The organism is Peribacillus sp. NJ11, from assembly GCF_030348405.1.
Classification (GTDB): domain Bacteria; phylum Bacillota; class Bacilli; order Bacillales; family DSM-1321; genus Peribacillus.
The window spans coordinates 343,193-355,513 of record NZ_JAUCFO010000001.1; the positions used below are offsets into that span (position 1 = coordinate 343,193).

Below are 12,321 nucleotides of genomic sequence, written 5' to 3' on the forward strand. Positions count from 1 at the left end.
AGATCTTACAGATGCTTTGAAAAAAATTAATTGCCTTCTATCTATTATCTAGTTTTCAAGGAACAAAGCAGAAAGAATCCATCACATCGTGATGTTTTTCTTCCCTATCTGAATGAATTACTCATTCAAAACTGAACAAAACAAAAGCGCTCTCGTAATTATCCTTAGAAAGGAGGTGATCCAGCCGCACCTTCCGATACGGCTACCTTGTTACGACTTCACCCCAATCATCTGTCCCACCTTAGGCGGCTGGCTCCATGAAGGTTACCTCACCGACTTCGGGTGTTACAAACTCTCGTGGTGTGACGGGCGGTGTGTACAAGGCCCGGGAACGTATTCACCGCGGCATGCTGATCCGCGATTACTAGCGATTCCGGCTTCATGTAGGCGAGTTGCAGCCTACAATCCGAACTGAGAATGGCTTTATGGGATTCGCTTACCTTCGCAGGTTTGCAGCCCTTTGTACCATCCATTGTAGCACGTGTGTAGCCCAGGTCATAAGGGGCATGATGATTTGACGTCATCCCCACCTTCCTCCGGTTTGTCACCGGCAGTCACCTTAGAGTGCCCAACTGAATGCTGGCAACTAAGATCAAGGGTTGCGCTCGTTGCGGGACTTAACCCAACATCTCACGACACGAGCTGACGACAACCATGCACCACCTGTCACTCTGTCCCCCGAAGGGGAAAGCCCTATCTCTAGGGTTGTCAGAGGATGTCAAGACCTGGTAAGGTTCTTCGCGTTGCTTCGAATTAAACCACATGCTCCACCGCTTGTGCGGGCCCCCGTCAATTCCTTTGAGTTTCAGCCTTGCGGCCGTACTCCCCAGGCGGAGTGCTTAATGCGTTAGCTGCAGCACTAAAGGGCGGAAACCCTCTAACACTTAGCACTCATCGTTTACGGCGTGGACTACCAGGGTATCTAATCCTGTTTGCTCCCCACGCTTTCGCGCCTCAGTGTCAGTTACAGACCAGAAAGTCGCCTTCGCCACTGGTGTTCCTCCAAATCTCTACGCATTTCACCGCTACACTTGGAATTCCACTTTCCTCTTCTGTACTCAAGTTCCCCAGTTTCCAATGACCCTCCACGGTTGAGCCGTGGGCTTTCACATCAGACTTAAGGAACCACCTGCGCGCGCTTTACGCCCAATAATTCCGGACAACGCTTGCCACCTACGTATTACCGCGGCTGCTGGCACGTAGTTAGCCGTGGCTTTCTGGTTAGGTACCGTCAAGGTACCAGCAGTTACTCTGGTACTTGTTCTTCCCTAACAACAGAACTTTACGACCCGAAGGCCTTCTTCGTTCACGCGGCGTTGCTCCGTCAGACTTTCGTCCATTGCGGAAGATTCCCTACTGCTGCCTCCCGTAGGAGTCTGGGCCGTGTCTCAGTCCCAGTGTGGCCGATCACCCTCTCAGGTCGGCTACGCATCGTCGCCTTGGTGAGCCATTACCTCACCAACTAGCTAATGCGCCGCGGGCCCATCTATAAGTGACAGCCGAAACCGTCTTTCCATCTTCTCTCATGCGAGAAAAGAACGTATCCGGTATTAGCTCCGGTTTCCCGAAGTTATCCCAGTCTTATAGGCAGGTTGCCCACGTGTTACTCACCCGTCCGCCGCTAATCTCAGGGAGCAAGCTCCCATCGATTCGCTCGACTTGCATGTATTAGGCACGCCGCCAGCGTTCGTCCTGAGCCAGGATCAAACTCTCCGAAGAAATGTTTGACTTGCTCATTTTGCTTTTTTGATAGTGTGTGCTCACTTAAAATTTAACGTTGGCGCTTTGTTTTGTTCAGTTTTCAAAGAGCAATTTCGTTGTCGTTTACTTCGTAAGCGACTTTTACATCTTATCATGTTATCAACTATGTTGTCAACATGTTTTTTTATTTTCTTTGTTTTGATGAAGCTGCGAAAGCTGATGTCCCGCAGCGACATGTATTAATATAACACCTATATTATTATTGGTCAACAATAAAAACACATTTTTTTAAAAGTTTTTTGAAACTCGATAAAACCGATGATAAACCTCGTGTCCCTTTGTCTCCGCTTTGATGACATCGATTACCTTCTTCTCTATCAAATATTCCAACAGAACACCTAGGTCGACTGAATAAAACTTGACTTCCGGATGCTCCATAAGCTCCGCAATCGTCCACGGATCTTCTTTCGTCCCCATTATTTCTACCAAATGCTGTGAACCTGCATTCGTCCTCGAATAAATAAGAAATTCACTCGCAAGAAATAGAAGCTCCAATCTTTTTTCAAGAGTTTCCTCACTGCTGATCAATTCTTTATACAACTTGTAGATCTCAGGTTCCATTTGCTTCACTTGGTTCCAGACCGTAACCTCCGGATAAAAGCCTTGTTCTATTATTTCCAAACGTGCCAAGTGATGTAAGGAATGAACGATATGGTTGTATGCCTCAAGATAATGCCCTTTTTCAAAAAAGCTTTTCCCATCCATGTACCTGCGAATTAACTTCGCGAACTCCATCCCCATCTTTAACTTCCTTCCATAGAAGGGGAACTCGCGGATTTCGGTTTTCAAACGGTCCAAATATTCATTCCGGTCAAAAAGGACCTTCCCATTATAGATCCAGTCAACCACTTTGCGGTTCGTCCCTAATAGGAGCCATTCTTTTAACTGGTCTTCCTTTACGATATGTAAGGCTGCCTTTTTATCCTGATAAGTGTAGTGTTTTAAAAACACGGACTCTTGGGCTTCGTCTGCAATCACAAATAGGATGTAGTCAAATGTATCGGTAATCGGGCTATTATCTTCTCTTTTTTCTATTAACAAGATTCCAAGTGTAGATTTTAAACTTGCTCGCTCTTGATAAATCGGGCGAAGGATATCTTCCATCATAAATTCCTCCAAAACCTTTTTTTTTTTACTTTCGACAAAACTCTTCATTTTCCTGCTTATTTCCCTTACCCCAAACCATTTCAATTCAAAAGTAATAAGTATCCTTTATTTCTTTTTTGTTCCATCCATTGTTTATGGTATAGTTAAAGTTATATTTTAGGAGGGACAATCCATGGCTAAACATTCTAGCAAAATCAATAAAATACGTACATTTGCTTTGAGTTTGATTTTCATCGGCTTTATCGTAATGTATATCGGGCTTTTCTTCAAAACACATCCAGTTGTCATGACACTTTTCATGGGACTTGGCCTTTTATTCATAATCGCAAGCACCGGGGTTTATTTTTGGATTGGAATGCTTTCTACAAAAACGATTCAGGTTGTCTGTCCTAACTGCAGCAAACCTACAAAAATATTAGGGCGTGTAGATATTTGCATGCATTGTGAAGAACCCTTGACCCTTGACAAAAAGTTGGAAGGCGAAGAATTCAACGAAAAATATAATCGCAAAAGCCTGCATGATTAGAGGGATTCCAGCTAACTGATTTACCTATCATGAGACCTTAACAATTGTATCATTTCTTAGAGACATGAAAAAAAGTTCCAACCAAGTGGAGGAACTTTTTTTAATGCGTTTCTTTTTTCGCACAATCCGTACAGTCGCCGTAGATTTCCATCCGATGGTGACTGACATTGAACCCGGTGACTTGTGCTGCGAAATGCTCGACTTCATCCAATGCAGGATAGTCGAAATCCACAATTTTCCCACAAGTTTGACAGATTACATGATAATGATTTGTCGTTACGAAATCAAACCTGGCTGAAGAATCACCATAAGTAAGTTCTTTTACCAAGCCTACCTCCCGGAAAACACGCAGGTTGTTATAAACTGTCGCCACGCTCATATTCGGAAACTTGCCTTCCAGCGCTTTATATATATCATCCGCGGTAGGGTGGGACATGGAGCTTATCAAATACTCAAGTATCGCATGGCGTTGAGGAGTTATTCTTACACCGGTATCTTTTAGGGAATCCAACGCTTCTTTTAACTGAACTTCAGACACCGTCATCCACCTCGTTTTCTCATTAAGTATGAATTCTTAAATTGTAATATTTATAATTAGTGTACCTTTTATTCGTTGAATTTGTCAATAATTCAATGGTTTTACCATTCTTTTTTATTTTATTCATCACCGCTTTGAATCTTTCCCATTTTCGTATTGTATTTAGTATCCCCTCGATAAGTCGATTACGTTGATGAAGTCTTTTCCAGCTTTCAGGTATTCACGCATGTTTTTTTCGAATATCGCAAAGGTTCTTGGTAAATATTCTCCGCTTTTACTTGAAAGATGCGGTGTGACCGTAACGTTTTCCATCTTCCAAAATGGATGCCCTTTTCCTAAAGGTTCCGGATCAAATACATCCAAGATGGCATGAGCCAATTCCCCTGCTTCCAATGCTTCGATCAACACTTCATCGTTAATAAGATCACCGCGGCCAATATTCACGAATACGGCGGTTTCTTTCATTGCTTTAAAGTGTTCTTTTTGCAGAAGGCCCTTGGTTTCGTCAGTACTTGGCAGGACGGATACGATGTAATCGGCGTCCGTTACGGCTTCCAATATATTATCCAGTGTATAAAGGTGATCGATGGACTCCACTGGCTTCCCGCTCCGGTTCACCCCCATTGTCGTCATCCTAAAGGCTTTCCCCAAACGGGCCACTTCTCCTCCAATTGCACCGGCACCAAGAATGAGCATCGTTTTGCCATTCAATTCCCCAACTTCAATTTTTCTATGCCACAGTTCTTCCCTTTCATTCTTCATAAGCTGTTTCAATTTCTTTTCATATTGTAAAAGCATCCCTATCGTATACTCGGCCATTGGGATTTTATGAATGCCTCTTGCGTTCGTCACCAAAATGCCGCGTTCCTCAATGGCTTTAAAAGGCATTAATTCCAATCCTGCACTCATGACCATTATCCATTTTAAGTTCGTCGCGTTCTCAACGATTTCTTCATTTAAATCCTCACCGTATGTAATCAAGATTTCCGCTTCATTAAGTGGCTCATCCGTCCATTCTTCTTGATAAATAAAGTTCAAATCAGGAAAAGCGTCCATCATCTTCGTTTGGATGCTTTCATTCGGAATGATTGTTGAAAGTATTAACATGTTTATCTCTCCCTTTTAATTAACATAAAAAAAACACGGGCTCTGTGTGTCCCGTGCAACTTTCTCTGAGGAGGTATTCCCTTAATAAAGCATATTCAGGTGTCCCCTTTTTGAGTTGGACAAAAGCCTTAGCCTTAATAAAAAAGGCTTTGTTTTAATGAATTTGGGTTTAATGCATGTAATTCAGGCAATATGAAAACACCATCCCTTCTGATCAGCACATCGTCAAAGTAGATGTCACCACCGCCATATTCAGGACGCTGGATCAAGACCATATCCCAGTGTATAGATGAACGGTTTCCATTATCCGCTTCTCCATAGGCAAGTCCCAGAGCCAAGTGCAGACTTCCGCTTATTTTCTCATCGAACAATGTATCGTCCATAGGTTCTAATATGTAAGGATTGATTCCAATTGCGAACTCCCCGATAAAACGGGACCCTTCATCGATATCCAGAATCCGGTTCATTTTGGCAGGTTGATTGGAAATGGCTTTAATGATTTTCCCCTTTTCAAGGTTTAATTCCATGTCACTAAAGGTGATTCCTTCATAGGTTGTGGGTGCGTTGAAGGATATCCTTCCATTGACGCTCTCTTTTATGGGTGCCGTAAACACTTCCCCATCAGGTAAATTCTTTTTTCCGGCACATATGATGGCCGGCATACCTTTGATGGAAAAAGTCAAATCTGTCCCCGGTGAAACGATCCTGACTTTGTCAGTCCGTTCCATCAATTGCTTTAACGGTTTCAATGCCGCCTCCATTTTCCCGTAATCCATAGTGCATACTTTGAAAAGGAAGTCTTGGTACCTGTCGAAGTTCATGCCGGCTTTTTGCGCTGATGCGTTGGTGGGATAATTAAGTAAGACCCACCGTCGGTTGTTTACATAGAAAAGAGTGGGAGAATTCATAGCTTCCCCTTGAATACGGTGCCTCTCGATGGGAACATCAGTCATTTCCACGTCGTTTTCTTCACTGGTGATGATGATGACCGCATCGATATCCGTATACTTCTTCAAAGCCCATTGCGATGATGTATCAAGTTGTTCCTTCACATTCCCTTGTAACAGATGTCGGCTAATCTCATCGTCTTCGAGTTCTATATATGGATAAGCACCCACTCTGTATATTTCATCAATCAGCTCTTTCAACAACGGTTTCGTGTTGATATGGCCCCGGATGAGGATTCTCTCTTTTGGCTGTAATTGTATCGAATGGTGAATCAGCCTGGCCGCAAGCTTCGTTATTCGTTCATCCTTCATCTGCCTGTCCCTTATTTTTCTAGGTCTCGAAGAGTTTCAAGCGCTTCTTCGACGTGGCCTTTGACTTTTACTTTACGCCATTCCTTGACTATTTTACCTGCCTTATCAATCAGGAAAGTTGAACGTTCAATGCCCATATATTCCTTGCCGAAATTCTTTTTCAATTGCCACACATCAAATGATTCAGCCGCTTCATGGTTTTCGTCAGCTAGCAGCAGAAAAGGCAATCCATGTTTTTCGATGAATTTTTCATGACGTGCCGCCGGATCTGGGCTGATACCAATGATGACAGCGTTCAATTCCTCGAATTGTTCATTGTGGTCCCGGAAATCACAGGCCTCCGTCGTGCATCCTGGCGTCATGTCTTTTGGATAAAAATATAAAACGATGTATTTCCCTTTAAAATCCGATAGGGAAACCATTTCACCATTGTTTGCAGGGAGTTGAAAATCAGGTGCTTTTTCTCCAATTTTAACAGTCATATTGAATCCTCCATTTCCTTCATTATGGTAAGAGTACCCAATAATCGAAAGAAACACAACTTTCATTTATCCTTCCTCTCTTTATGCTCCAGATCGATCACCGTCCGAATCACGAACGCTGCCGGGAGTGTGTACCCGATGAAAGCCTGAATGGTAGCTATCATCCTGCCCATGCCAATTGGGGCTATATCTCCATACCCTACAGAAAACATGGTCATTGCGCTAAAATAAAAAGAAGTCTTCAACTGTTCATAGAACGTGCCATCCAATCGATTGCCCATATCAAGAATCACCGAATGATTCTGAAGCTCGTATAATAAATAAATCAGTGCAAATCCAACTAATATCGTCGCATATAAATTGCCAAGCCACAGCATATCCTCCAGAGAAAACTTCTTTCCTCCCGACTCAACAAGAAATAACGTCCGAATGCTCATCACCATGCAAAAAATGATTCCTGCAATCAAGATGTAGAAAGTCATCCCCTACGCCCCATTTCAAAACGCTACTTCCTTTATACATACTCCCTGTCCTAACAATATATTCTTTTTTAGGAACAGACTTCAGCCTTATCACTCACACACCCTAAAGGCATTTGTCAAAAAACCGGGAACGTTTCCCGATTTTTTTCATGTTGACCCTTTTGGTCGGATATGTTAAGATTGTCTAAATTTTTATAATAGTTTTTATTTTATAAATATTTGGTGCCTGCAATCAGTTTATCAGCAGGTTTAGTGAAATTTCATATGTGGAAATAGGTTCCTAATTTTCATTAGGATTAAAAGGGAAGCCCGGTTTGATTCCGGCACGGTCCCGCCACTGTAATGGGAATGTTAGCGCCATCCAATATGCCACTGGTCCACGGATCGGGAAGGCTCGCTGCTAATGATATTCCCTAAGTCAGGAGACCTGCCTATTTCGACAACACTGTTTTAACCTACGGGAGATAGGGAGGTGTTAGGGACCTTATAATTATAAGGGGCATTCTGCATGTCTCTTTATTTTAAGCATTTCTAACTTTCTCTTTTTGACGGTTAGGGGTGCTTTTTTTATTGTTTTTAAACAAATCAAAGGAAATTAGGAGGATGAGAATTTTGAAAAGCAGTAATTTGGGGTACCCGCGAATCGGGGAAGATCGTGAATGGAAACGTACATTGGAAGCATATTGGTCCGGGAAAATCGATGAACCAAAATTCACGGCACAACTAAAAGCCATCCGATTAGGCAACTTACAAAAACAAAAAGATCAAGGCATTGATATCATTCCTGTCAACGACTTCACTTTCTATGATCAAATGCTCGATATGTCCGTCATGTTCGGTCTTGTTCCTGAACGTTACTCTGCCTATGGAGGCGGAAGCGTTCCCCTTTCCGTTTATTATTCAATGGCTCGCGGGAACAATGATGAGGTCGCTTCCGAAATGACGAAATGGTTCAATACGAACTATCACTATATCGTCCCTGAATTAAAACTGCCACAGCTGACTTTAACAGAAAATAAACCACTTGTAGCATATCGGGAAGCCAAGGAAAAGCTAGGGATTGAAACGAAGCCCGTGTTAATCGGACCTTATACTTTCATCTCCCTTTCCAAAGGCTTCAAAAAACAAGATATCCCTGGCATAATCCTGAGCCTGCTTCCCCTATATACGCAAATCCTGCAAGAGTTGGAGCAAGAAGGCGTGAAGTGGGTTCAAATGGACGAGCCTTCTCTTGTTTCATCCATTTCCAAAGATGATATGCAAACTGTTACTTACCTCTATGAAAAACTGAATGAAGCAGCACCAAACCTGAACATCATGCTGCAAACATACTTTGATGCCGTGGAACACTACCAAGAAGTCATCGAATTACCAGTTCAGGGAATCGGTCTTGATTTTGTACATGATAAAGGAAGGAATCTAAGTAATCTTGAAGCATCCGGCTTCCCGAAGGACAAAGTGCTTGGTGCAGGTGTGATAGATGGAAAAAATATTTGGCTTTCTGATTTATCGAAAAAGATTCAATTGATCGACACTCTAAAGAAAAAAGTAGCCGAAGACCAAATCTGGCTTCAACCCTCTTGTTCCCTGCTTCATGTTCCAGTGACCGTTCGTAATGAAACCGCCGTTTCAAAAGAAGTGAAAAAAACCCTTGCTTTTGCCGATGAGAAACTTGAAGAAATAACACTCTTGGTCAAAGGGAATAATCAGGGCTTTGAAGCAATCGCCGATAAGGTCGATGCTAATAAATTAACGGTTCAGACGTTAGCTAGTTCAAATGCACGGAATCATAAGAGTGTACAATCCAGTGTCGAAAAGGCTAAATCAGAGCATGTTGGACGTCAGCTTCCATTTAAAGGACGTTACCAAAAACAACAGGAATTTTTCAAATTGCCTTTTCTACCTTCAACAACGATCGGTAGTTTCCCCCAGACATTTGAAGTTAAGCAAGCACGCGGGAAATTCAAAAAAGGAGAATGGAGCGCTGCGCAATATGAAACATTCATTAACGAAGAAATCGGCAGGTGGATCGACATTCAAGAAGAAATCGGCTTGGACGTTCTCGTACACGGGGAATTCGAACGGACGGATATGGTTGAATACTTCGGTCATAAGTTAGGCGGATTTGTCTTTCTAGAAAAGGGCTGGGTACAATCCTATGGGTCTCGCTGCGTAAAACCACCAGTCATTTATGGTGACATCCATTTCATCGAACCGATGACAGTCAGGGAAAGTGTATACGCACAATCACTGACGAAGAAGACCGTAAAGGGAATGCTTACAGGTCCTGTCACGATTTTGAACTGGTCATTTGTCCGTGATGATATTTCCAGGGAGAATGTTTGCTACCAGCTGGCACTTGCTTTGGAAAAAGAAGTCATTGCATTGGAATCGGCTGGAATCAAAATGATCCAAGTTGATGAACCTGCACTTAGGGAAGGTCTACCATTGAAAAAAAGCGATCGCGATGAGTATTTGAACTGGGCTGTGAATTCGTTCTTGATATCCACATCAAGCGTGGAGGATACAACGCAAATTCACACGCATATGTGCTATTGCGACTTCAACAGTTTCATGGATGTCATTTCTTCCTTGGATGCCGATGTAATTTCCATCGAAACATCCCGTAGCCACGGAGAGCTTGCTTCCGCATTCGAGGAAAAAACGTATGAAAAAGGTATTGGCCTGGGTGTGTATGATATTCACAGTCCCCGAGTTCCAGCAGTGGAAGAAATGGTCGATATGATTGAACGGGGCATCAAAGTATTGGATAAAGACCAGTTTTGGATCAATCCCGACTGCGGCCTGAAAACAAGGGGTATCCCGGAAACCGTCGCTTCCCTGAAAAACATGGTCGAAGCAGCAATAATCGTCCGTGAAAATCTTTTAGCCCAAACAACAGGCAAATGATTGAAAAGGAAAGCGGCTTATCAAATGCCCATCCAACACAGCAATCACGGACTTTCCTAACCGACCTTGTTTTTCCACCGGATACGAATCATCATAATACCATCTTTGGCGGGAAAGTAATGGCTTATGTTGATAAAATAGCCTGTATTTCAGCTATGCGCCATTGCCGAAAACCCGTTGTGACTGCTTCAAGCGACTCTTTTGATTTTTTGGCCCCCATCAAGACAGGGGACGCAATTAACCTTGAAGCTTATGTCACTTGTGCCCATCGCACATCAATGGAGGTATTCGTGAAAGTGGAGCGTGAGAACTTATTAACAGGTGAAAAGCAGCTTACGGCACGCGCTTTTTTAACGATGCTGGCCATTGACGAATACGGTAAGCCGACAATCGTACCTCAGGTCATTCCGGAAACGGAAGAGGAAAAGCAGCAATATGTTCAAGCACAAGCAAGATATATTGAAAGAAAAAATAAACGCAAATAAACAAAAAACCCTTCAACATGAATACTGTTGAAGGGTTTTTTTTAGTTTCCTGCCCCACGGTACCTCTTCACTCCTTGATTCCATATGAAAACGGATATCATGAAAAAGGCAACCCCGATTACAGGTGTGGCAAATGCATATGCATACCACTCTTCTTTTCTAAGGAAATAAGATGCCGGATAAACACCAACAAACGCGAATGGCAGCACCCATGTAAGGATAAAACGAATGACCTTATTATAAATATCAACAGGATAGCGACCGTAGTTCCCGATATTGTACATCATTGGCATGATGGATGTTTTCGCATCCGACCAGAACCCAATGCTTGCTATCGCTACGAATATGGCTGCATAAGCAAGGGCCCCTCCTATTGCAAAAATGATGAAAAGAATCGGGTCATACCACGCAAGCTCCAGATCCAATGAAGCCCCCGAATAGAATATAATGATCAAACCGGTCACAACGCCAAACAACGATTCTAGCTCGATTCTTTCTAAGATGACTTGAAAGAGACTATGTATCGGTCTTGTTAATATCCGATCCATTTCACCTTTGACGATATAGCGATCATTAAAATCCCAGATGTTGAAAAAGGCTGAAAAAAGGGCGAATGGGATAAGGAAGAATCCATAAATGAATATGATTTCTTCACGGCTCCACCCGCTTAAAAATTGGGTATGTCCAAAAACGACTAAGATAAATACCAGATTCACGACCTGATTCAGCAGGTCAGATAGGATTTCGATGAAGAAATCGGCTCTATACTGCAATCTTGTTTTCATATACTGACTCACATATTGAAAAAACATCGATACATAAAACATCCCGTCAACCTCCTTGAATAATCAGCTGTTTTTTTGCGACTATCCATAAAAGCTGAATCGGTATTATAAGAATGATGCACCAAATTAACTGCTGTAAAAGCGCCATGCCAATTTCGCCTGAACTGTACCCGTTCGTAAAAATCATGCTTGGTACATAGCTGATCCCTTGAAAGGGCAAATATTTCATCACTTCCTGTGCCCATATCGGATAGAAACTGATGGGCAGCAGCAGACCGGAAAATAAATCAATGATAACCCTTTTAGCCCGGATTAATCCGGCATTATTATATAAGAAAAAGGTAGTGATTCCCGTCAATAAGTTAATTTGTGTATTGATGATGAAGCTGAACAGCAAGGAAATGCCGAATATCCCCCACGTAGCCGGCTCGTGTGGCAATTCAATAGGAAAAATGAAAGCTACCAGCAGCATTCCCGGAATCGAGAAGAAGAAGAAACGGAATATCCCCTCCCCAAGTCCTTGCATCGTTTTCATGCCTAAATAGTTATAAGGACGGATCATTTCAATGGCGACCTTGCCGTCCTTAATTTCAGTGGCGATTTCGCGGTCGATATTATTGAAATAAAAAGCACGCGCCATCCATGCAACAGCGACGTAGGTTGTCATCTGCATACTTGAAAGTCCTTCGATGGAGCTTTTTTCTCCATATATCGCATTCCATAAGAAATAATAAGCACCGATATTAATGCTATAAATTAAAATGCCGGTATAATAATCCGTTCGATACGCAAGCATCATCAAAAAACGCATGCGGATCATTGCAATATACTTCCCCATTGCCCTCCCCCTTCTTGATAGACACGTTGTTTCTTAATGAT

General features: G+C 42.6%; 11 protein-coding genes, 1 rRNA gene and 1 riboswitch. Of the genes, 3 read left to right on the forward strand and 9 right to left on the reverse strand.

The window, feature by feature from the left end; genetic code table 11:
• Positions 1–168 precede the first annotated feature (168 nt).
• Positions 169–1,719: ribosomal RNA gene (locus QUF86_RS01725) — 16S ribosomal RNA — on the reverse strand.
• A gap of 270 nt (positions 1,720–1,989) precedes the next feature.
• Positions 1,990–2,865, reverse strand: a complete 876-nt coding sequence (locus QUF86_RS01730; protein ID WP_289318481.1) for a nucleotidyltransferase-like protein — start codon at positions 2,863–2,865, stop codon at positions 1,990–1,992.
• Positions 2,866–3,040: 175 nt separating this feature from the next.
• Here QUF86_RS01730 and QUF86_RS01735 point away from each other — a divergent pair, with 175 nt between their 5' ends.
• Positions 3,041–3,394, forward strand: a complete 354-nt coding sequence (locus tag QUF86_RS01735; RefSeq protein WP_289317901.1) for a YgzB family protein — start codon at positions 3,041–3,043, stop codon at positions 3,392–3,394.
• Positions 3,395–3,494: 100 nt separating this feature from the next.
• On the opposite strand, the gene perR is transcribed toward QUF86_RS01735, so the two are convergent.
• The 5 genes from perR to QUF86_RS01760 all read right to left on the reverse strand — a co-directional run bounded on the left by perR (position 3,495) and on the right by QUF86_RS01760 (position 7,262).
• On the reverse strand, positions 3,495–3,938 hold the full coding sequence (gene perR, locus QUF86_RS01740; RefSeq protein ID WP_370013904.1) for a peroxide-responsive transcriptional repressor PerR: 444 nt from the start codon (positions 3,936–3,938) through the stop codon (positions 3,495–3,497).
• A gap of 156 nt (positions 3,939–4,094) precedes the next feature.
• On the reverse strand, positions 4,095–5,039 hold the full coding sequence (locus tag QUF86_RS01745) for a D-2-hydroxyacid dehydrogenase (protein ID WP_289333427.1): 945 nt from the start codon (positions 5,037–5,039) through the stop codon (positions 4,095–4,097).
• 134 nt (positions 5,040–5,173) lie between these two features.
• Entirely contained in the window at positions 5,174–6,298 is a 1,125-nt protein-coding gene (locus tag QUF86_RS01750) for an aminopeptidase (RefSeq protein WP_289333428.1), read from the reverse strand.
• A gap of 11 nt (positions 6,299–6,309) precedes the next feature.
• Positions 6,310–6,780: a thioredoxin-dependent thiol peroxidase gene (bcp, locus tag QUF86_RS01755; protein WP_289318482.1), complete on the reverse strand. Its 471-nt coding sequence runs from the start codon at positions 6,778–6,780 to the stop codon at positions 6,310–6,312.
• Between the two features lie 62 nt (positions 6,781–6,842).
• Entirely contained in the window at positions 6,843–7,262 is a 420-nt protein-coding gene (locus tag QUF86_RS01760) for a potassium channel family protein (protein ID WP_289317905.1), read from the reverse strand.
• A gap of 257 nt (positions 7,263–7,519) precedes the next feature.
• Positions 7,520–7,711: riboswitch (cobalamin riboswitch) on the forward strand.
• A 154-nt stretch (positions 7,712–7,865) separates the two neighbouring features.
• On the opposite strand from QUF86_RS01760, the gene metE reads away from it, so the two are divergent.
• Together metE and QUF86_RS01770 are read left to right on the forward strand one after the other, a co-directional pair.
• Complete coding sequence (gene metE, locus QUF86_RS01765; protein WP_289333429.1) at positions 7,866–10,172, forward strand: 5-methyltetrahydropteroyltriglutamate--homocysteine S-methyltransferase; 2,307 nt, start codon at positions 7,866–7,868, stop codon at positions 10,170–10,172.
• Positions 10,169–10,657: an acyl-CoA thioesterase gene (locus QUF86_RS01770; RefSeq protein ID WP_289333430.1), complete on the forward strand. Its 489-nt coding sequence runs from the start codon at positions 10,169–10,171 to the stop codon at positions 10,655–10,657. Before metE ends, QUF86_RS01770 begins: the two co-directional genes overlap by 4 nt.
• A gap of 41 nt (positions 10,658–10,698) precedes the next feature.
• On the opposite strand, the gene QUF86_RS01775 is transcribed toward QUF86_RS01770, so the two are convergent.
• Positions 10,699–11,484 carry an ABC transporter permease gene (locus tag QUF86_RS01775; protein WP_289333431.1) on the reverse strand — a complete coding sequence of 262 codons (786 nt, stop codon included), beginning with the start codon at positions 11,482–11,484 and terminating at the stop codon, positions 10,699–10,701.
• Positions 11,485–11,488: 4 nt separating this feature from the next.
• Positions 11,489–12,280, reverse strand: a complete 792-nt coding sequence (locus QUF86_RS01780; protein WP_289317908.1) for an ABC transporter permease — start codon at positions 12,278–12,280, stop codon at positions 11,489–11,491.
• Positions 12,281–12,321: the final 41 nt, after the last annotated feature.